Genomic DNA, 20,770 nt, shown 5'->3' with positions numbered 1-20,770 from the left:
CAGATACTCAGCCGGAAACTGGCCGGAGTCGGTCTCGGCCATCTCCCCGCCGAACTGCCCTCCTACCAGGACAAGCAGGTCCTGTTGTACCAGTACGGCACCCCGGCGGCGGAGATCGTCGAGGCCCTCAGCGAGGGCGCCACCGACGGCGCGGAGTCGGCGCTGCTCCGCCTGAACTCCTCGCAGGACCTCGCCAAGGTCCGGGACGCCTCGATCAAGGCGGTCGAGCTCCTGTCCATCCTCAGTGAGCGGTGCAAGGACTGCATGGGTCCGCNGCACTGACGGCTACTGGCTGACGGCTACTGGCTGACAGCCAGGAGCCGGGCGCACCTGCTTGTCCGCGGCGCGCGGGCCGCGTGAGACCAGCGTCACCGGTGCGGCAAGCACCTCGGACACCAGATCGGGCCAGTCACCGGCGGCGGGCCGCGCGCCGAGCACCGGCTCGGCGCGCGCGAGCCGCCGGGTCAGCGCCGCCTGCCGTTCCAGATCGCCGCCGGGCCCGGCCGCAGCCCCGCCGCCAGGGCCGGCCGCGGGCCCGGCGGCCAGCCGGCGCACGGTCGCCCCGTCGATTCGGTACCCGTCGCAGAACTCCAGCGGTCTGCGCTCGGCGACGTCCAGGTGGGTCAGCGCGACAGCGTCCACCCCACCGGCCACCTCGGCGGCGTACCGGTGCGCGACCGCGTCGAAGTGGCCCACCCGGAACGGCCCCTGCCACCTGCCGGTCCCGTTGTGGACGTCCGGCAACGCGGCGGTCAGCTCCGCGTTCTCCGTCACCAGCGGCCCAGGCCCGTGGCGGGTGGTGTAGGCGCGGACCACACCCAGCCGCCAGGCCTGCCCGCCCCGGCCGGCCTCCGCCAACAGCTCCTCGGCGTTGCGCGGCGTCGTCGTCGACCAGGTCGTGTACGGGTGGAAGCCGTGCCACTCGTCGAGCAGCACCCCCTGCGCCCCCTCGAAGACCACCGGCCCGCGGTCACACAGCACCCGCAGCCATGAGCTGTCCACGATCCGGGTCGCCCGGGCGAAGGCGGCGAGGACCGTCGCGCAGTCCTCCACCGCGGGCAGCCCGGCCAGCAGGGGCGACCAGGCCGGTTCCGCGGAACCGGCGAGCGCGGCGGGTCCGGCGAGCCCCGCCAGCTCGGCGAGCCCCGCCAGCTCGGTGAGCAGCCAGTCCCGCAGCTCGCGCAGCAGCCGGCGCAGGCGGGACGGGCTCGTGCAGTCGGCGACCCGCGGCGCGGCGGCCGGCCGGGCCAGCGCGTAGGACACCGCCTCCCCGACGCCCATCCCGCACGAGCCGTGCGCGCCCGTGCCCCGGGCCAGCTCACGGGCCTGGTTCGCCGCCGCGTGGTAGGGAGTGGTGAGCAACGCGTCCCCGTCCACCGTCAGCCGGGCGAACGGGTCCGGCACGCCGACGGACTCCAGGTGCGCGGCCTCCGCCACCAGCGCGAACGGGTCGACCAGCATCGTGCGGGCCAGATGCGTGACACAGCCGGCGGTGAAACTCCCCGAGCCGAACTGGGCGAAGGTGTGATGCCGGCCGTCGTCGGTGACGACGTTGTGCGCGGCCTGCGCCCCCCCGTTGAAGCGCACCACCGCCGGCGCCCGCCCAGCGGCACCGGCACCGGCACCGTTCCGGGAACGGGCTCCGGCCCGGGCACACAGCCAGTCGACCACCGTCCCCTTCCCCGCGTCGCCGAAGCCCAGGTCGACGACGATGACGTGCTCCGCGGGCACCGCCATGGCGGTTCCTCCCCAGGTCACAGGCGTCCCTCCGCAGCTCACAGGCGCGCGACGCCGGGGCCGTCAGCAGCGGCGACCCAGGCGTCGAACGCACCCGAGCCGTGGGTGACCACCGCGCGGCCGTCGCGGTCCGCCACCGCGCGGGAGTACCGCGCGAGCGCGCGCCCGACGCTCGGCACCGCCGCCTGGGCACCGACGTCCCGCAGGTGGTCGAGCCCTTCGTCCAGGCTGATGGCCGACTCGTTCAGCCCGATCGTCAGGGCGATCGTCTCGCAGACCGCGTCGAGGTCGTCCAGCTCCAGTACCCGCTCGCCGAGCAGCCGGCGCCAGGTCGCGACCACCTCCGAATCACCGGCGTGACACGTCCCGGAGGGGAGGATGAAGTAGACGTTGTAGCGACGCTCCAGCTCGGCGACGATCGCCGTAACCGGCAGGCGCTCCGCCAGCCGGTCACCGATCACGGCGGCGACCTGGTCCGGCGCCACCTGGCCGTACGGCAGCTCGTCGCCGATGATGAACAGGTAGCCGCGCCGGCCGCGCCGCTCGTAACAGTCGAGCGAGGTGTGCCGGGCCATGAAGTACATGGCCAGCTCGTAGGACTCCCGCTTCTGGCCGCCGCCACCACCTTCCAGCATCATCGCCCCGAGCTGGCTGTCCATCCGGTTGTCCGACTCGAACTGCCCGATCTGCAGCGGCACCTGGTCGCACGTCGCGTCGCCGATGCCACCGAACAGAATCTGCGGGTGCCGGACGTAGCCCTTGCGCAGCAGCAGTCCGAACAGCTCGGGCAGCCGGGTCTGGAGGGTGCGCGGGACCTGGCGCATCGACCCGGTCACGTCGAACAGGACGGCGATCGCCAGGGTCTCGGGATGCTCGTCGCTGTCCCGGCTCTCCCGCGTCGTGACCTGCTTCGGGTCGAGGTCCGGATGCGCCTTCCAGGCGCGCCGGGGCCTGCTCGCCCGCATCGAGTCGCTGTACTGGAAGGCGCTGGCGCCGCTGCGGGCCCGATAGCCCGCCGCCGCCGCATACACGTCCGTCGACCAGTTTCCGCTGCCCATCTCGGATCTCCGCCTTTCGGAATCGAACAACTCTTCGTCGTGGTCTCGCCGGGGCCCTCCCCCGGCGCCCGCAGCGCGCGTCCCGCGGCCCCCCGTGACCGCGGGACGCGCGTCACACCCCCACCGGGGGCATGCGGAACTGCCTGAAGCGCCGCGGGCCGAACAGGCGCTCCAGCACCTCGTCCAGTTCGGCGAGCAGTCGCCAGGCATCGTGCGGCCGGCGCGCCGCGGACGGCAGGGTGCAGCCGTCGGCGAACCGCCTCAGCTGGGCCGGGGTGTCCGGACCGAGCAGATAGGTCATGCAACGGGTGGCGAGATAGATGTCGGTGGACTCGTCCGGCGGCCGCCGCGCCGGCACCTCCGGCGGGTACATCGCCTCGAACCCCGGTACCAGGGCAGGAATGAGCGACTCGCCCGGCGTGCCGCTGTAACACCAGTCGACCAGCACCAGTCCGTGCTGTTCGGGATGGACCAGCACGTGGCCGGGGACGACCGCGCCGTGCAGCACCCCGGCCCGGTGGGCGTACCCGAGGGCCACCAGCAGCCTGCGCCACATCCACGCGACGTCACGTGCGTCGACCCCCCGGGGGTGGGCCGCGCGGACGCGGGCCAGCGAGAGGAATCCGTCGAGGCGGCCGATCACGTTGACCCGCCGCGCCGGCGCGGATGCCCGCCCGGCGACGGCACCGGCCGGAGCGTGCGGGAACGACTCGACCAGCCGCGGCACGTAGGCGGCGAACCGCTGGTCACCGACGCGGGCAAGCCGTTGCAGGGCAGCGGCCTCGCGCTCCATGAGGTCGTTGTCCGCCGCCGAGCGCGGGATCTTGAGGAAGGCTCCCTGAGCCTCCCCGCCCGCCACCGGCCGGCATTCGGCCGGGTGCAGCAGGGCCACGTCACCCTCGACGACCCCACCTGCGGGCCGGTCGCGGGCCTCGGCTCCGCTGCCGCGGCGGGCGGCCAGCAGGGTGTGGATGTGCCGTCTGGTCCGGATCACGGTCTCGCCTCCGGCGGCGGGTGCGACCGGCGGCGCATCCTGCCCGCGCTGGTAGCGGCCCCACAGGTCACTCAGCCGCAGGAAAGCGGCGGTCGCGACGCCGGATCTGGCGGCCGGCACCCGGTCGGGGTGGACCAGCCGGGCCAGCCGCCGGTAGCCGGCCACTCCCGGCCCGGGGCCGAACACCCGGAGAAGGTCCGCGCGGCCGGGTTCGGACGGTACGCCGAGCAGCAGGCTCAACGCCTCGTCCAGGCTGGACGGTGCGGGCTCGGTCATGGCTACGCACCGCTCCCGGCCTCGGGCGGACCGGCGGTGGGGCCCGGCTCCGGCCCGGACGGCCGCAGCAGCGCCGGGTGCAGGAGCCGCGCCGGGCCCGCCCGGTACAGCCGGGCCCGCCGGCCGCCGCGGCTGCCACCGCGTTCCGTCATGGCGCCGGTGTCCTCCAGGAAGCCCGGCACCGAGAGGACCTTGCGGTGGAAGTTCGCCGCGTGCGGCGCCCGGCCCCACACCGTGGCGTAGACCTCACGCAGGTCGGCGATGGTGAACTGCTCGCCGACGAAGGCCGTCGCCAGCGGCGTGTACTCGATCTTGGAACGGACGCGCTCGATCCCGTCGGCGAGGATGCGGCCGTGGTCGAACGCCAGGTCGTCGAGCCGGACCACGTCGAATGCCGGCACGGCGAGTGCGGACGGGCTGAAGACCGGACGGCCCGGGGCCGTGCGCAGCGGCAGCCAGGCCGCCGCCGCCGCGTCACCGCCCGCGGTCGGGTCGGGCAGATCCGGCGCGAAGGCCAGGTAGGCGACGGAGATCACCCGCATTCGCGGGTCCCGGCCGGGGGTGCCGTAGGTGCCGAGCTGCTCGAGGTGCACGCGGGCCGGACGCGGCAGCCGGGGCCGCCGGTCCGCGGGCTCGGGGCCACCGGCCGTCGCGCCACCGGCCTCGCGGCCCTCCACTCGGCCCTCCTCGACGGCCGTCAGGCCGGTCTCCTCGACCAGCTCCCGGCCCGCCGCCTCCGACAGGTCCTCTTCCCAGGTCCGCCCGTCGTCGTCCCGCCGCGGGCGGACGAACCCGCCGGGCAGTGCCCACCGGCCGGCGAACGGCTCCTCCCCGCGCCGCACCAGCAGTACGTGGAGCTGGCCGGCCCGCATGGTCAACGCGACGACATCCACCGTGACCGCGACGGGATCGAAGGCCCGCGGGTCGTAGGTGCGCGGGTCGTAGCCGACACCCGGCCGCGGCCATGCCGTGGCACTGTCGATCTCCGCCATTCCTCACCGCCCTCCCCCTGGCCGGCCCGGGAGTTCCCGACACCTGACCGGGTTCATCTCAGAACGAGATTTTCTGTAAGTGAGATTAACTTCGGACGGACCGGCGGTACAACCCGGAGACCAGCTCTCACCACGTCCGCCACACGACAGGTGAACGGCCCGCGCACGGCAGGATGGAGGCGTGGTCACCGTCACCCCGGAGCGGTTCGAGGAACTCGTCGTCGCGGCACTGGACAGCCTGCCGCCCGAGCTGGGGCGGCAGATGCGCAACGTGGCGGTCCTCGTCGAGGACGACTCCACGGAGGGACTTCTCGGCCGCTACGAGGGCGTGCCGCTCACCGAGCGGGGCGACTGGTACAGCGGCGTGCTACCCGACCGGATCACAGTCTTCCGGCTACCGATCTGTGCCATGAGCTCGTCGGAGGAGGAGGTCGTGCGGGAGGTCCGGATCACTGTGGTGCACGAGATCGCGCACCACTTCGGGATCGACGACGCCCGCCTGCACGAGCTCGGCTGGGGCTGAGCCCCCGCCCTCACCCCCCGCCAGGACGCAGTCCGTTCGGGACGGGCGTCGAGACCACACCGGACCCGTCGGCGGGCCCGGAACCGGCAGGCCCGGAACCGACCGTGGCCTCCCGCCGGAGCCAGGCGACGCCCTCGTACTTCTCCATGTGCACGTCGACCCGGTCGAAATCCTCGGGAGCCAGCCCGCGGAACCGCTCGACGACGGTCGACCGGAAAAGCAGGTCCGAGACGATCAGCGCGCTGTGGAGCTCCGGGTGCTGCCGCAGCACCGCCCGCACCTGCGGTGCGTCGACCAGCCTCGCCGCGTCGATCGCGGGCGTACCCGACAGCCCGGTGCCGTCGACGAACACCTGACCCTGATGCAACGCGATCCGCAGCCGGACCCGACCCAGGTCATTGCGGCCGCGGTTGTACTCCCCCAGCGTGGTCTCCAGCTCGCGGACGAAGTCGGCCGCGACCGTGTAGACGGGGATCTGCCCGTCCACCACCGCCATGAAGCCGTCGCCCCGGTCGTTGAAATGCACCAGCTCGGCCGGGATCGGGGTCGCCGCCAGCGCCCTGGCGGTGACGGCACGCAGGCCCTGGCGCCACTCCAGGTGGATGAGCGCCCCGTTCTTGCTGAAGCCCACCGCGTCCACGACGATGATCGCCCCCATCACCGGGAACGCACCGGAACTCTGCGAGTCGCTCCGCGGCCGCGGGGTGCCTCCACCCGCTCCGGCGAACACCGGATTCCCCGGGTACTCCTCCCGCGCGAGCGCCAGGATCCGGCCGGCGACCTCCGGCCCCACCCTGCCGTCGGCGAGCGACTCGTCCACCGCCCGCCAGAAATCCAGGGAGGTCGAGTCGAACACCGGCTGAACATTACGAGCGATACCCGCACGGCGGAGCAGCGAGCTCGCGATGTTGCCCCGATGGTAGACCTTCGACAGTTCCCGCAGCTCGGAATCGGAAAGGAAACTCACCATGGCCCCCCTGCCCGGTGGCGGCGGGACGGCCTGCATTCGTCCCGCGGCCAGCACCGTACCAGCTTCCACGAACAGCCCGGAGCGCCCGGACCGACCGCTTCGAGCACAATGCTAGGGCGACACCCGACCCGGTACTATCCCGACCTCGGCACCCGGTTCGTCCAGCCCACCGGGCGCGACCCACACCCTGACCCGACAGGAGCCGAACTGAATGCGGCACACCACAAGAAGCCGCCAAAACACGGGATGTTTGGCCGTTCTTCTCGCCGGGCTCATGCTTTTCGCCGGCTGCGGGGAGCAGGACACCCCGCCGGCCGCCGACGGGGCCGGTATTGCGGGGGTTTCCGGCGGGCGGCCGGCGGCGGCCTCGACGACCGCGCCTTCGGCGGGTACCGGCCACAAGGGGAACACCGGCAGTACGGGTGCCCCGGCGGCGCCTGCGTCGGCGCCGGGTTCCGGCCCCGTCGTTTCCGGCGTGCTGGTGACCGGGGTCTGGCAGGGCACCTACTTCTGCTCGCAGGGGATCACCGGCCTTTCCCTGCGGATCACCGGCAGCGCTCCCGAGGCCCTCGCCGCCACCTTCGACTTCTTCCCCGTGCCGGAGAACCCGTCCGTTCCGCGCGGGTCCTTCACCATGGAGGGCGCCGTGCGGGACGGCCGGATCGCGCTCGACGGCCGCGAATGGGTGAGCCGGCCGAGCGGCTACGAGATGGTCAATCTCATCGGCACACCCCGACCCGGCACACCCGACAGCATCGACGGTGGCTTCCGCGGGCTGGCCGGATGCACGGGTTTCACCGTTCGGCGCGCCCCCGCCGCCGAGAGCTGAGGCCGCGTTACCGCACATTGACAGGCAGGATCGGCATGTGCGGACACGTCGGGCATCGGAGGACGACTGGCCGGCGATCTGGCCGCTGTGGCAGGCGGTCGTCGCCGAGGGCGAGACGTGCATGTGGGACCCGGACACCGACGAGCCTTCCGCGCGCGAGCTGTGGATGCTGCCACCGCCCGCCGCCGTGCTGGTGATGGAGGTCGACGACGGTCCGGCCGACACCCGGGTGGTCGCCACCGCCCAGCTCGTGCCCAGCCAGCCGGATCTCGGCAACCATGTGGCGCTGGCCCAGCTGCTGATCGACCCCGCCCTGGTGAACCTGGGCGGCGGCGCCTTCGGGCCCGGCGGCTACGGCTCGTCCGGCGGGCCGGGCATCGGCCGGACCGCCGGCGAGGCGATGGTCGAGCACGCCGCCGATCTCGGGTACCGGGCGATGCAGCTGAACGCGGTGGTCGCGGCGAACACCCGCCTGGTCTCCCTGTGGAGGTCGCTCGCCTTCCGCGTCGTCGGCACCCTGCCCGCCGCCTTCCGCCACCCCTGGCAGGGCGATGTGGATCTCTACGTCATGCACCGATTCCTGCCGCCGCCCACCCGCGCGCCCTGACACACCGGGCGGGTCCGTCAGTTCCGCTCCCGGAAAGCGGCGGCGGCGCGCGCCGGTCCAGCTTCCGGCTTTTCGAGGATGGCCAGCAGCAGCTGGTTCTGGATCTGTCCGCGAAGGCTCGACCACTGGTTCGAGAACCCGGGGCGGCGCTCCAGTGCGGCCCACACCTCGGCCAGGTTCTCGGCGACCTTCGCCCCTGGCATCCACAGATGGAGCAGGTGGTCGATGGCGGGCCGGACCCGCGCCACCACCTGTGCCGCCGGATCCGCGCCGATGCGGCTGTTCTCCACCAGCACGGCGACCGTGGACAGCAGCCAGTCGTGCAGGGCGAGGTCCTCGCAGGCGACCAGCACCGCGTCCGGATCGCGCATCGACGGCGGCAGCCGCAGCCGCAGCGTCCGTGCGGTCTCGTCGTGCACGATGAACTCGATGTCCAGGCCCGCCGGCTCCGGCCTGGACGGGTCCGGCGCCGGCCAGGTGACGGCGAAGCGCAGCCTCGTCCGGCGGGCCCGCAGCATGGGTACCCGGTCGATGTACGGCATACGTTGCACCCGGTCCAGAAGCCGGCTTCCCACCGAGCCCAGGTCGAGCGGGGACGGGCCCTGGCCGGTGGCGGATGCCTGGCGCGCCTTCTGGAGGAAACCCGCGGCCAGGTCGTCCTCGCCGCTGCGGCCGACCACCTCGATGACGCCGGGGTTCGCCATGTGGTGAGCCCAGGGCTGTCTGCGTTCGGCGGCCGCGCGGACGAGGCGCGCCCGGGCCGAGGCCTGCAGGACGACACCGCCGGTGATCGACGCCCGGGCGAGGACCGTCCCCACACCGTCCGCGGAGATCCCCGAGCCGGTGGCCAGCGGACAGTGCACGCCGGTCCGCGCTTCCGGTGACACCGCGTGCGCGAACGGCCGCGTCGCGGTGCGCACCCGGCTGGCCGGGTCGAGATCCAGCAGCCTCGCCACCATGTCGGTGCTGGCCTGGTGCGAGTTCTGTAGAAGGGTCGTGCGGACCTCTCCGACCAGAACATCCAGTTCGCCCGAGGGGCCCACCGCCCGGTGGGCCCGCGAGCGGGCGGAACCCGCCGACGGCGGCATCTCAGCGGCTCAGGAAAAGGTAGGAAAGGCGCTCCACCGGCTCGGTCGGCAGCTCGATCCCCTCCCGCCGGGCTCTGCGGACGGAGGAGTCCAACGCCTGCGGATCGACTCCGACCTGGCCGAGGATCACCCGCACCGCGTGCTCGACCGGCAGGTACGTCGTGTCGAGCACGGAAAACGTACGGTAAGCACAGAAGGCGGGCGCCCTCGATGACATCTGGGCGATATCCGGGAACTCCTCCCAGCGGTCCGGAAGATCCCCCGGAGAAACCACGACGGGGCTGACGACCGATTCCCCNCGCGCCCGCAGCAGACCCAGCCTCAGCAACTGCCAGATCGCCGCGAGAAAAGCACAGGACCATCTCGGGCCGGTCTCACCGGAGTCATCTCTCAGTTCTACGTCCAGGAATACCGAATGGCGCCGGGACGCATTTTCGCGCGGCGGCTTCCAGGACGTCGCGGCCCCCATCGCGGGGAGTCCGGTGGTGGCCGGCGACCGCGAACCGTTGCACAACCATCCGCTCTCGTGCACCGGCGGCCGCGACCCGTTCGTCCCATAGGGCGGATCCGGGATGAGGACCCGCTCGACCATCGGGGCGAGCGCGAACCGCCCCTCGTCCGCGCACGCGGACTCCCGCGCGATGTAGTCGATGACCAGGCCGCAGGCTTCGGCGGCGGCGAGCAGTTCCGGCACGACGGTGCTCGGCGGCGGCAGCGCCTCGCGCTCCGAGTAGTCGTCCACCAGCAGGCAGGTGCTCACTCGGAGGCCGTCGTCCCGGACGCCGCCGAGGGCGGCCAGGCGCGCCCGGTCAACCCACGGGGTGATCCGGCGGAACTGGCGAACCAGTGCCTCGGCCCCGCCCTGGAAGTCCTCCGGATAGAAATGCCCAAGCTCCACCGACAGGTGCGCCAGCGGCACCTCGACCGTGCGTTCGGCGGCGGTGGCCTCCCGGAACACCGCCCGGACGGCGGATTCAGGTTCCACGCGACTCAGAGCCCCTCCCACAGAGCGTCGTCGGTGAGCCGCCTGGCGAGCTCCTCGAACGCGTGCCCGGTCTCCTTGTTGGCGATCCGGGTGGTCGAGATGTCATCCTCGACAATGATCTGCTCGCGCCACTGCAGGACCGGATCCAGCGGAGTCGCGCCGAGCATGAGGCTGCTGCCCAGGCGCAGCTTTCCCGCGAGCTTCTGCAGATCGGTGTTGTACGCCTGGAGCCACACCGACTGCTCCGGCCGCAGGCCGGCGAGCTGGGATGAGTCGGGCTCCAGCACCGCCGTTCGCACGAAGCGGATGTTCTCCTCCAACCGCTGTCGTTTGTGCCCACAGCCTGTGCCGGTGTCCAGAATGCCCTGCGGGCCGTAGACCAGGCCCGCGGCGGCGACGATGTGCTGCCGGGTCCACCGATGGAACACCAGCCAGCGGGCGGCCTTCTCGGCGATCACCGGGTCGGCGGTGGCTCTGAGGACCATCTCGGTCGCGTAGGACCTGCCCGCGCTGAGGTCGACGAGCGTCAGCTCGAACTCCTCGTCGAGGCGCAGGAAGAGATCTCCGCAACGACGGACCATCTCCTCGTCGACCGGGAACTCACCGCCGCCGATGTCGCCGGGCAGGAGGGCGAGCCGGCCGGCACCGAGCGGTTTGGACCACCGTCCGCCGAGGCGCGACTGGGTCCACACGTCGACCTGCTCGGCCTCGGCGGCCCGGCCGGCCAGATAGCTGTGCAGCCCGCTGCCGCCGGGCGTGCCCTGGCCCACCGTCTCGACCCCGAAGATCGAGCCCGCGGTGGGTGAACCGAAGTCGAAGTCGAGGTAGCAGACATCGCTCCCCTGTATCGCCCGCCGATAGGCCACGTTGCAGCTCGTCACGGAGCGGCCGGTTCCGCCCTTGTCCGAAGTCGCGAATATGATCACGAATCACCAGCCGATCAGCCGCGCCGCGCGAGGGCGAGCGCCTCAAGATCGCGCAACGCCTCCTGAAGGATGGCCACCGCCGTCGCGGGCTGATGCTCGCGCAGATCACGCGCGCGGCGCAGGTTGGCGCCGATGCCATACAGCTGGTTCCGGGCGGGCAGGGCCGCTGTCGGCGACACCCGCAGAAGCTCGGCGGCATGCAGATGGTCGGCCTCGACCAGCATGTCCAGCGCCAGGTCCGCCAGCCGCCCGCTGTAGGGGCGCGTCGCGGAGACCGCCGCGACGGCTACCAGCGACTCCATCACCCGCTCGGTGAAGTACCAGGAAGGCTCCATGTCGAGCCGTGGCAGCCGGTAGATGGCGCTGAGGTCGTCCCACAGCATCACGCCCGGGCCGTCGAGAATCTGGCGGCGCTGCAGATGCCGCGACCAGATCTCGTCCGCGAGCGTCAGCAGCCTGTCCCGAAGGGCACTGTCCCGGGTGATGCCCGCCGTCCGGGCGACCCGCTTGAGCAACGCCGTCGAGAAGTCCGTGGCGGACCAGGCCATCGGCGGGCCGAGGTCCTCCGCGCCGGCCAGCTCGATACGGACGCCCGGCAGGTGCAGCGCGATCGCCGGCTCCCGTAGCCGGGCGCGCCGGGTGACGCGGCCCCGGGTGGCCAGCTCCTCAAGAATCCTGGCGACCCGCGCGATCTCCACATCCCGCGCACGCTCTTCGGCCAGTGCGTCGACCGTGATGGAGGTGACGAGGAGCGTGTGATGGTCCGTCTCAGGCCCTTCGTCAAGCCCGTGGCCGCCGCCCCGCCAGGGGATCTCCTCGACCGCCCAGCGGCTGCCGCCGAGGCGCGCGATCGTCGACCAGTAGTTCCGGGTCAGGTTCTGGCGCAGTTCCAGCGCCCCGACCAGCCCTTCCTGCTCCGGGGTGATGAGCCCGAGCCGGCGGGTCCGCTCCGAGAAGAGGTCCACGATGCCGTCGAGGGCGACAACGGTGAAGTAGAGCGCCGGCCTCGCCTCGGCGACGCCTTTCGCCTGGCTGATTCTCGGGGTCGCCGCATCGACCGTCGGGGCATCCCGGACGATTCCCCAGGACCAGCCGCATTCGAACAGCAGGCTGTCGTCCTCGACGAGGTCGGCGGCGGCGAACTCCACACCCATCCGCAGCTCACGCAGCGCCGTACGGGTCGGGACAAGGGCCTCGCGGAGTTCCTCGAGAACCCTTTCCTGTGGCCTTTCGTCGGTGTTGACCAGGTCGCGGAGGATCCGCCCTTCCTCGGAGTCCGCCGAGAAGGACCGCACCGTGAAGCTCCGCAGAATACCCACCATGGCGGCCGTCAGCCGATGCGACGCGGCGGTCTCCAACGCCCGCAGCTCGTCGAGCAGGCTCTGCCGGCGCACCGAGGGCCGGAACTCCTTCACGAAGCCGAGGATCCCCAGCGAGAGCGTGATGGACATCGAGAACGAGTCGACGATCTCGAGAGCCTGCTGGTCGGGGGTCAGCGTGTCGCTCTCGTCCAGCGCCCGGAGGTAGGAGCCACCCGCGAACACCGGGGAGCCCTCGTCGTCGGTGTAGCGCGTCAGATAGTCGGTCAGCGCCCGCGCCAGGACCTGCGGGATCTGGCGCGGGTCACCGAGCCGGTCGAGCGCCGCCGACACGTCCTTCGCCGTTTCATCCGGCGTGGCGAACCCCATTCCGGCTATCTGGTAGGCCNGGTACATGAGGCAGAGCAGCTGCTCGGCGTCGCTGGTGGAGTTCCGCTCGATCCGCCCACCGAACTTCCACGCGCCCTCCGCGCACGAGTATTCAGCGACGGCTCTCCACATCTCCAGGAGGAGCTGCCGCGGTCGCACTTCCAATCCTGACACCCCCTCTTCTGGATCCGCGAGCTCGGTCAAGTTTCGACGGGATCAGNGGCGGCGGTCAACGTACTGACGGACTAAGACCGTGACACCCCGTGCCGACGCGAGCTTACGCGATCAGCCAGTTTCATATCGGGAAGCTTTCGACAACAGAAACCGATATCTGTCGGGATCCCACCGGGGCAACTCCGCATATCGGCGGCACCGACACCAACGGCACGCAACACCGACAGCTGCCCATGCCGCGCCATACCTGACCCCGGTTCCCGGACCACGGCAAGGCGCCCCCGTCGAGACGCGCCCGCCGCGAGTCCGGCCGTCGCGAAGAAGACACGGTTGGCCGCGGGCGGCCCCACCCGCCATCACCGACAACAGCCGCAGCCAGCAGGACCGACGGCCCGCGGCGGGCGGCGGCCGCCGCGGGAACCACGAGTTCTGTCGGCCTTCACGCCGACGCAATCTGCTACCCACTGAATGTGCAACCGGCGACAAGCAGGCGCAAAACGTCGGGCCGTGCACGGCCTCCGCCGTGTGCCGGGTTTCCGTGATGTCCGCTGGCAACCGGTTGCGGCCGGGTTCCTCAGCCCCGAAGGGATCATCGTGACCATCCACCCGATCCTGCGCAAAATAGTCGTGTCAGTGCTTACCGGCGCGGTGTCCGTCGCGGTCGCCCGTATTTCCGACGCGTCGACCGCCGGCGCCGTGCAGATCGGCTTCTTTCTCGCCGGGGTCGTCTTCGTCGTCCAGGCGCTCGTCGAGTTCGGCGAGAAGCATGAACGGCTGGTGGGTGATCTGTCCGGGGAGATGAGGGAGCTGCGGCAGGGCGTGGACAGCCGGTTGGAGCGGGTGGACCACGCAATGCGGTTCATGGAGAGCGTGGAGGAGCTGGAAGGCAGCATAGGGGCTCCGGAACGACCGATCTCGGCTCTCCTGGAGCGTGTGACGACCCTGACCGCTCCCTCTCCCCTCGTCGGCCGGCTGGCGCTTGAGGAGGCCCGGGCCGTCACCGAACTTCTGGTCGGGCTCAGCAACGGGGTGGCGGACTACCCGGGCGAGGATCGCGACTGGCTGCTTGAGCTCACCCGCTGTGCGCGGTCACAGATCCGCGCCATCAGCACCGCCGCGGTCGATGGCGGGCCACGCAGCTTCAGCAAAGGGTTCTGGGCGAGCCAACTGGGCCGGAACTACCTCAAGGAGCAGCAGAAGGCCGTGGAGCGGCGGGTCACGGTCCGCCGGATCTTCGTCCTCCCCGCGCCGCGCGCGATCGCCCACCCGGAGTTTCTTCAAACCTGCCTGGTGCACCACCAGCATGGCATCGAGGTCCGCGTTCTCAGCGGGCCGCAGGCCATGATGGACGACTTCATCCTGTTCGACGACGAGGTCAGCTACGAGATGTCCTCCGGCGTGGACGGACTGACCACCACGCTTCGTTCGAGGCGAGACCATCTGGCCGAGCGGTCGGACCAGTTCGCCCGTCTCTGGGCGGAGGCCATGCGCCCGGACCTCACTGACCCCCGGCTGTGAGCCGCCTACCGGCGGCGGTCCGCCACGGGACCCGCCGCACCGCCCGCCTCAGGCCTTCGTCCGGGGTTCCGCCGGGTCGGCGGAATCGGCGGCCGTGTGCCCGGTGACCAGGATCATCGCCTCATAGCCCTCACGCAGCATCTCCTCGACCACGATGCGATTCGCCCGGACGCCGTGGGCCCGGCCCGCCAGGCTCCCGAGAATCTCGTCTTTGTCCAGCGACACGGCGGGGAACGCGATACCACCGACGGTGTAGCCGTGCGACTTCTCCATATAGGCCATGGCGAAGGGCGCACCGGGCACGAGTGCCGCCAGGAAGTTCTCGGAGGCCCGTTGGAACTCGGCCTGCCGCTGCGATATCGAACAGGCGACGAAGAACATCGTCCCGATCTCCCACTCGTGCCGGGGGAGGTCGAAGACACTTCCCTGTCTGACCTCGGCGCGGGCNGCCAGCTCTCGGCGGGGGTCCGGAACGGCCTCGTATGCGGGCTCCCGGCGGAGCACCGCCCAGAACTGGTCCCACGTCGGGCCGTAGGAGCTGACTTCACGGCGGAGCCAGGCGACGTTGCTCGCGGAGTAGTCGACGAGTGTGATCTGCCGACACCACGGGAGCATGGCCAGGGCCGGGTACAGGTTACTGCCGGTACCCACGTCGAGCCCGCGCAGCGGCCGGCCGGCAGCCACACGCGCGGCATTCTCCGCGAAGAAGTCCCGCACGCCCTCCAGGATTATCCGGTCGTCCTCCCGGAGAGCTCGGTAGTTGTCATTTCTGTACGATTCCGGGTCGAAATCGTCCCACTGCGGGTCAGCATTCTCGATGATCTGCGATTCCTGCTGCACCTGCATGTCTTCTCCCGCCCGGGTTGCGTACCGCTGCCACACGGCACGTCATGTTCCCCCNAGTGTAGCCTTGAAGGTCCACTCGCCCGCCCGTGGCCGCTCGAGCCCCGCGGCCCGCCGGCGCGTCGCGCCCATCAGTTGAGACGATATTTTCACTATTGTCGTCCATGCGGTGAAGGCTTGTCCCGGAGCAGGGTTCACGGCGAGGAAGGGTGCCGGGAGGTGTCAGTCGCCTGCTCATTCCCTGGCCAGCTCCGAGACACGGTGGTTCGCGGACCGCGGCGCCAGCAGGTTCAGATCGAGGACGATTCTCGGCTGGCCCTCGCCGTAATACTGCGGCTCGTACCCGGCCGGGGTGAAGCCGAGCGATAAATAGAGCTTCACGGCCACGGTGTTCGCGGCGTCCACCGCCAGGCGGACGGAGCGCACACCACGGCTGCGCAGACCGGAGAGGGTCTCCTCCGCCAGGCTCCGACCGACACCCCGGCCACGGTCCTCGGCCCGCACGCCGAGAGCCAGATAGTGCGCGAGATCGCTGGGCGAACCGGTTGACGGCACCGCAAGCGAATAGCCCAGCAGCACCCCGTGGTCGTCCGCGACGAGAATCTCCTCCTGATGCACGTCGAAGATCTGCCGAAGCACGAAGTACGGGTAGGCGAGGTCACCAAAGATGTTCCGGTCAAGGGTGCCGAGCGCCGGCAGGTCTTCCAGCCGGACGCTTCGCAGTGTGACCACGTGAATCGACCCTCCTCTGGGCTGCTCCAGCGACCTCTCNATGTCGTCATCGGCGACTCGTCCGCGGCGTTCCTGGCGGAGGTGTCAAGATCGCGGAATGGCGGAGTCCCACGGCACACCAGGCCTGCTCAGCCGACCCGAGTCGAGTCGGTGGCAGCATGGAGCCATACAGACAGGATGCCGCACGAAGGCCCTTCCGGACCCCGAACGGGAAATTTCAGCCGACATTTGCGCATTGCCGCTGGTCGTACGCCGAGAGGGGTTCGACGGCCGGCGCCGGGCCGGGCCGTCCGCCACTCACCCGGGGTCCCGCCGGAGGTTTTCCGCCCCCTGGTTACGGGTCCCCGCGGCCCGGGGCGCCGACCCGATGACGACACGTTGACCGGACCCGCCCGCCGCACCTGATTTCCGCGCCGGCCCCATCCCGCACGACAGAAAGAGCAAGGCCGCTGGTCCCGAGTACGAACTCGGGACCAGCGGCCTCGGGGTGTTTCGGTAGAAACGTGACCTTGGCGGGCAATCGTCGGCCACCTCGTGCCGAGGCGACCCGAACAGCCAGCTCAGCGCACTTACCGGCGGGCGTACCGGCGGCTGTGCGGGGTGCGGGAGAGGCCGCGGCCGTTGACGGAGCGCCAGATGGCCAGCACGATGATCGCACCGATGATGGAGCCAATCACACCGGACGGCTGCAGGGCGCCCTCACCGGGGTCCTTGCCGAAGATGAGGTAGCCGAGGAAACCCCCGACAAAGGAACCCAGAACCCCGATACCGATGGTGCCGAGGATTCCAATCGGATCCCGCCCCNGGAGAACCAGCCGCGCGACCGCGCCGGCGATAAGACCGAGCAGGATCATGACGATAATGAACGTGAGCATCAGCGGATTCTCCCTTACTGAGGTGACTTGCCTGACCTGAGCGGCTGAGGTGTTACTTCCCGAGGAATCTCCTGATAAACACTTTGATGCCGGAGCGGCCCGGCCGACTCCATTTTGTGGCGGTTTCGCGCCTGGCATGAACCCCGGCGGCGCTCCGGCGGGGCCGGCGGCCCGACGGACGCGTGTACCGACAGTCAGCCGGTGCTCGCCGCCTTCGCCGCCTTCGCCGCCTTCCGCCGGCGCAGGGTGCGGCGGAGCACCAGCAGCGCCGCCGCGCCGAACGCGGCTCCGCCAGTGGCGCCAGGATGCCGCCGGGCCTGCTCCCCCGCACTCCGGGCCGCCTTCCCGCTGGTCGCGGCGGTCCGCTCGGCCGCCGCCGCGACCTGCGGGTGCTGGTCGAGCTGCTCCCGAACGGTGCCGAGCGCCCTGTCCCTGGCCTCGACGGTCTTCTCGGTCGCGGTGGCGACGGCAGGGCTCTGGCCCACCTTCTCCCGGACCACTTCGGCCGCCTTGCCCGCCGCCTCCCGGGTCTTCTCCGAGGCCGCCGCGACGTGCGGGGCGACCCCGGCGGTGAGGTCGTTGATCTTTTGACGGAGATCCGGGCCGCCAGTGCCACCAGTGCCGTCAGTGCCGTCGGGGGCAGGGGTGGGGGTGGGGGTGGGGTGGTCGATGTGGCCGTTCGGATCCACCCGGGTGGCCGTAGCCGCGGTGACCGGGTCCGGCCTGACCGGATCCGGCCTGACCGGGTCCGGAGCGGTTGTGTCCGTGCGTCGGCTGTTCGTGCCCTCGTTCATCCTGTCGTCCTCCTCGGCGGGGTTCGCGATCGTCGCGTGCCGGAACCGACGGCGACTCCTGAGCTNTCCGCACGCGTCTGCTGCCCCGACTACCCGCGGATGTCTCGGATAACCCGACCTTTCGTGGTATAGCGACGAACCGCATGGATCTCACTGGGCCGCCCGCCCGGCCGGGCGCTGCCACCGGCCACGGCGCTACCCGACATTCGCCCCAGACATCCACAGGTCCGGCGACGGCGGGGAGCGGACCACCGGTGTCGGCTACCGTTCCTCCAGGGCTCCCGCCGCGCGTGACGCGTCCAGGAGGTAGCTGATGTCAGGTACCGCGGAACTGTGGACTGACGACGGCCGGCCCGACGGGCTTCACAGCCTGCGGGATCTCGCCCGCCGCCTGGTCGCCGGCGACATGAGCTCGCGCGAGCTCGTGGCCGCCTCCCTCGAGCGCATCCAGGACACCGCCGGCACGCTCAACGCCTTCCGGGTCCTGCGGGCCGAGCAGGCGCTGCGGGAGGCCGAGGAGGCCGACCGCCGGCTCGACGCCGGTGAGCGGCTTCCGCTGCTCGGCGTCCCGATCGCCATCAAGGACGACACCGACATCGCCGGTCTGCCGACCGCGTTCGGCGCCGCCGGCGACTTCCCACCGGCGACCGAGGACTGTGAGATGGTCCGCCGACTGCGGGCGGCCGGCGCCGTCATCGTGGGGAAGACGAACACTCCCGAGTTCGGGCAGTGGCCGTTCACCGAGGGCTCCGCCTTCGGCTGCACGCGCAATCCGTGGAATCTCGACTTCTCGCCCGGCGGGTCGTCCGGTGGCGCCGCGGCGGCGGTCGCCGCGGGGCTGGTTCCCGCGGCGATCGGGTCGGACGGCGCCGGCTCGGTCCGCATTCCAGCCGCCTGGACCCATCTCGTGGGCATAAAGCCCCAGCGCGGGCGGATCTCCAGCGCGCCCGTCCGCGAGCAGTTCAACGGGCTGACCGTCTTCGGCCCGCTCACCCGCACCGTCGCCGACGGCGCACTGCTGCTGGACCTGCTGAGCGGGAGCCTGCCGGTGGACCGGGACCAGCCGCCGCCGCCGGCGGAGTCGTTCGCGCGGTCGGCCGAGCGACCGCCGCCGCGGCTGCGGATCGGCCTGTCACTGCGGGTTCCGTACAGCGGCGTGCCGGCCACGCTGGATCCGGCCGTCCAGGCCGCCGTCGAACGGCTCGCCGAGGTGCTCGCCGGGCTCGGGCACGAGGTGGTGCCGGCCGACCCGGCCTACGGGCTGCTCGGGCTGCTTTTCCTCCCCCGGTCGATGGACGGCATCCGGGACTGGTCCCGCCGCGTCCCGGATCCCCGGCTTCTCGATCCGCGGACGCTGGCCAACGCCCGCAACGGCCGGGCACTACGGCCGCTGCTCGGGCCGGCCCGGGCGATCGAGGGCCCCGCGCGGGCCTACGTCGGCCGCATCTTCCGCAGGGTGGACGTCCTGCTCGCACCGGCGACCGCCGTACCGCCGCCGCGGATCGGGGAGCTCAACCGCGCGACGAACTGGGAGACCGACCAGGCGATTGTCGCGGCCTGCCCGTATGCCTGGCCGTGGAACGTCCTGGGCTGGCCGGCGATCAGCGTCCCGGCGGGCCTGACACCGGCGGGGCTGCCGGTCGGCGCCCAGCTGATGGGGGCAGCCGGCTGCGAGGGGCCGCTGATCTCCCTGGCCGCCGAGCTGGAGGACGTCGAACAGTGGCACACCCGGCGGCCGGGCCAGCTCACGACGTCCACATCCGTCTGAACGGTTCCACCCGCCGCCCCGTCCGGTGGCGACGAAAACGAAGGTCCCGGCCTGACAGCGCCGGTCCGCCCGGGACAATGACACATGCTCACCAGCGCGATACTCCGGATCAGGCGGTTCACCGACCCGCTCACGGCCGGCCTGCTCGTCCTCGGTGCCGGGATCGCCGTCGGCGCGGCCACGGATCTGGCCACGACCGGCTACTTCGGTCTCGGCGTCCTGGTGGCTGCCGTGACCTGTTCCCCCGTGATCACGCTGTGTTTCGGGCTGTTCTGTGAGATAATCGCGGTCGCCTCCGGGCTGTGGGACCACCGGTTCGGCGATGGGCAGCACATCGCGGCCTGTGTGCTGGTCGGCGCGCAGGCCGCGGTCGCGGTGTACCTGTCGGTCCACCGCCGGCGGCGAAGCTCGGAACTCAGGCAGGTGCGGGCGGTCGCCGAGGTCGCCCAGCGGGCGCTGCTGCCCGAGGTGCCGGCGACGCTGCACGGCGCCGGGTTCGCCGCGCGTTACCTCTCCGCCGCCAAGGAGGCGTCGGTGGGCGGTGACCTCTATGAGGTGGTGGCGACGCCGCACACGATCCGCATCATCATCGGCGACGTGCGCGGCAAGGGCCTGCCCGCCGTGCGGCTGGCGGCTGTCGTGCTCGGCGCCTTCCGGGAGGCCGCGGTCACCTGGCTGGAGCAGGAGCAGGTCGCGGCCGCCTGCGCGCGGTCGGTCAGCCGGGAGGCGGACCCGGAGGACTTCGTGACCGCGCTGATGGTCGACATCCATCCGGATGGCCGCCTCAGCCTGTGCTCGGCCGGCCACCACCCGCCGCTGCTCGTCGGCACGTCGACGGCGACCGCGCTGGCCTGCCCGTCGTCCCCGCCGCTCGGGCTCGGCGACCGGTTCGCCACCACGACCGCCGGCTGGGAGATCGGTGACCGCCTGCTGCTTTTCACCGACGGCCTGATCGAGGCGCGGGACGGCGCCCGGGCCTTCTTCCCGCTGGAGCGGCACGTCGAGCTGCTGCGCGAGATCTCGCCGGAGGTCGCACTCGACCAGCTCACCAGGGCGTTGACCGGCCACGTCGGCGGGAACCTCCACGACGATCTCGCGCTGCTGCTCGTGGAGCGGCTGGCGCCGAAGCCGCTGTCGCCCAGCCCGGGCCTGGCCGGGGCGGCGGTGCCGGTGGCGGAACCGGCCAGGCGGGCGACGGTGCTCTCGACGGACTGATCGACCGGCCCCGCGGCCGACGCCCCACCAATCATCACTCTCCATACTCGGTACGTCACCTGGCGTAATTGCTTGCCGGGTCGCAGACTCTTGGCGACACCGGAGACGGCCGGCAGGAGGGACGTCCATGGCGCTGCATGGCCAGGCAAAGGGTGAGCGGGTCGGACAGACCGTCGCG

General features: G+C 71.6%; 16 protein-coding genes and 6 pseudogenes. 6 read left to right on the top strand and 16 right to left on the bottom strand.

What is annotated here, in order from left to right; genetic code table 11:
• Window positions 1-285: 285 nt before the first annotated feature.
• From UG55_RS08695 to UG55_RS08680, 4 genes are all read right to left on the bottom strand, one after another.
• A complete protein-coding gene (locus UG55_RS08695; protein ID WP_066065473.1) occupies window positions 286-1,737 on the bottom strand; it encodes an adenylosuccinate synthetase in 1,452 nt (483 codons plus the stop codon).
• Window positions 1,738-1,775: 38 nt separating this feature from the next.
• Window positions 1,776-2,795: a hypothetical protein gene (locus tag UG55_RS08690; RefSeq protein WP_066065471.1), complete on the bottom strand. Its 1,020-nt coding sequence runs from the start codon at window positions 2,793-2,795 to the stop codon at window positions 1,776-1,778.
• 112 nt (window positions 2,796-2,907) lie between these two features.
• Window positions 2,908-4,065 carry a hypothetical protein gene (locus tag UG55_RS08685; protein ID WP_066065469.1) on the bottom strand — a complete coding sequence of 386 codons (1,158 nt, stop codon included), beginning with the start codon at window positions 4,063-4,065 and terminating at the stop codon, window positions 2,908-2,910.
• 2 nt (window positions 4,066-4,067) lie between these two features.
• Window positions 4,068-5,057 carry an NUDIX domain-containing protein gene (locus UG55_RS08680; RefSeq protein ID WP_083986589.1) on the bottom strand — a complete coding sequence of 330 codons (990 nt, stop codon included), beginning with the start codon at window positions 5,055-5,057 and terminating at the stop codon, window positions 4,068-4,070.
• 181 nt (window positions 5,058-5,238) lie between these two features.
• On the opposite strand from UG55_RS08680, the gene UG55_RS08675 reads away from it, so the two are divergent.
• Complete coding sequence (locus UG55_RS08675) at window positions 5,239-5,580, top strand: metallopeptidase family protein (RefSeq protein WP_066065466.1); 342 nt, start codon at window positions 5,239-5,241, stop codon at window positions 5,578-5,580.
• A 10-nt stretch (window positions 5,581-5,590) separates the two neighbouring features.
• Here UG55_RS08675 and UG55_RS08670 read toward each other — a convergent pair whose 3' ends face one another.
• Window positions 5,591-6,619, bottom strand: a complete 1,029-nt coding sequence (locus tag UG55_RS08670; RefSeq protein ID WP_206779354.1) for an effector-associated domain EAD1-containing protein — start codon at window positions 6,617-6,619, stop codon at window positions 5,591-5,593.
• Between the two features lie 181 nt (window positions 6,620-6,800).
• Here UG55_RS08670 and UG55_RS08665 point away from each other — a divergent pair, with 181 nt between their 5' ends.
• Window positions 6,801-7,379 (top strand): hypothetical protein, encoded by a 579-nt coding sequence (locus UG55_RS08665; RefSeq protein ID WP_083986588.1) that lies wholly within the window; start codon window positions 6,801-6,803, stop codon window positions 7,377-7,379.
• Between the two features lie 37 nt (window positions 7,380-7,416).
• Window positions 7,417-7,986, top strand: coding sequence for a GNAT family N-acetyltransferase (locus UG55_RS08660; protein WP_066065456.1), 570 nt, complete (start codon window positions 7,417-7,419; stop codon window positions 7,984-7,986).
• 17 nt (window positions 7,987-8,003) lie between these two features.
• Here the strand turns inward: UG55_RS08660 and UG55_RS08655 are convergent, their stop codons facing one another.
• From UG55_RS08655 to UG55_RS34100, 6 genes and pseudogenes are all read right to left on the bottom strand, one after another.
• Window positions 8,004-9,074, bottom strand: coding sequence for an SCO2521 family protein (locus tag UG55_RS08655; protein ID WP_066065452.1), 1,071 nt, complete (start codon window positions 9,072-9,074; stop codon window positions 8,004-8,006).
• A gap of 1 nt (window position 9,075) precedes the next feature.
• Window positions 9,076-9,372: pseudogene (locus UG55_RS34115) on the bottom strand (hypothetical protein); the annotation flags it as partial.
• 1 nt (window position 9,373) lies between these two features.
• A partial coding sequence (locus UG55_RS34110; protein WP_396230847.1) for an SCO2522 family protein occupies window positions 9,374-9,972 on the bottom strand: 599 nt, incomplete at its 3' end.
• A gap of 92 nt (window positions 9,973-10,064) precedes the next feature.
• Window positions 10,065-10,985 carry an SCO2523 family variant P-loop protein gene (locus tag UG55_RS08645; protein ID WP_066065446.1) on the bottom strand — a complete coding sequence of 307 codons (921 nt, stop codon included), beginning with the start codon at window positions 10,983-10,985 and terminating at the stop codon, window positions 10,065-10,067.
• A 14-nt stretch (window positions 10,986-10,999) separates the two neighbouring features.
• Window positions 11,000-12,692 (bottom strand): annotated as a pseudogene (locus tag UG55_RS34105) (SCO2524 family protein); the annotation flags it as partial.
• 1 nt (window position 12,693) lies between these two features.
• A partial coding sequence (locus UG55_RS34100; RefSeq protein ID WP_255360452.1) for a hypothetical protein occupies window positions 12,694-12,832 on the bottom strand: 139 nt, incomplete at its 3' end.
• 609 nt (window positions 12,833-13,441) lie between these two features.
• Between UG55_RS34100 and UG55_RS08635 the strand changes: the two genes are divergently transcribed.
• The gene (locus UG55_RS08635) at window positions 13,442-14,365 is read left to right on the top strand and encodes a hypothetical protein (protein WP_128422906.1); all 924 of its coding nucleotides are present in this window, start codon (window positions 13,442-13,444) and stop codon (window positions 14,363-14,365) included.
• A gap of 48 nt (window positions 14,366-14,413) precedes the next feature.
• Here the strand turns inward: UG55_RS08635 and UG55_RS34095 are convergent.
• From UG55_RS34095 to UG55_RS34085, 5 genes and pseudogenes are all read right to left on the bottom strand, one after another.
• Window positions 14,414-14,812 (bottom strand): annotated as a pseudogene (locus UG55_RS34095) (methyltransferase); the annotation flags it as partial.
• A gap of 1 nt (window position 14,813) precedes the next feature.
• Window positions 14,814-15,211, bottom strand: a pseudogene (locus UG55_RS34090) (methyltransferase); the annotation flags it as partial.
• A gap of 231 nt (window positions 15,212-15,442) precedes the next feature.
• Window positions 15,443-15,940: a GNAT family N-acetyltransferase gene (locus UG55_RS08625; protein WP_396230846.1), complete on the bottom strand. Its 498-nt coding sequence runs from the start codon at window positions 15,938-15,940 to the stop codon at window positions 15,443-15,445.
• A gap of 569 nt (window positions 15,941-16,509) precedes the next feature.
• A pseudogene (locus UG55_RS08620) lies at window positions 16,510-16,744 on the bottom strand (GlsB/YeaQ/YmgE family stress response membrane protein); the annotation flags it as partial.
• 1 nt (window position 16,745) lies between these two features.
• A pseudogene (locus UG55_RS34085) lies at window positions 16,746-16,815 on the bottom strand (GlsB/YeaQ/YmgE family stress response membrane protein); the annotation flags it as partial.
• A gap of 1,107 nt (window positions 16,816-17,922) precedes the next feature.
• On the opposite strand from UG55_RS34085, the gene UG55_RS08610 reads away from it, so the two are divergent.
• Both UG55_RS08610 and UG55_RS08605 read left to right on the top strand, forming a co-directional pair.
• Window positions 17,923-19,377 (top strand): amidase, encoded by a 1,455-nt coding sequence (locus UG55_RS08610; RefSeq protein WP_066065434.1) that lies wholly within the window; start codon window positions 17,923-17,925, stop codon window positions 19,375-19,377.
• 84 nt (window positions 19,378-19,461) lie between these two features.
• Window positions 19,462-20,592 (top strand): PP2C family protein-serine/threonine phosphatase, encoded by a 1,131-nt coding sequence (locus tag UG55_RS08605; RefSeq protein WP_066065430.1) that lies wholly within the window; start codon window positions 19,462-19,464, stop codon window positions 20,590-20,592.
• Window positions 20,593-20,770: the final 178 nt, after the last annotated feature.

Origin of the sequence: Frankia sp. EI5c, from assembly GCF_001636565.1 — a bacterium.
In the GTDB taxonomy this organism is placed as follows: Bacteria; Actinomycetota; Actinomycetes; order Frankiales; family Frankiaceae; genus Parafrankia.
The sequence above is the reverse complement of the archived record's forward strand: the minus strand, read 5'-3'. Positions and strand labels throughout refer to the sequence as shown.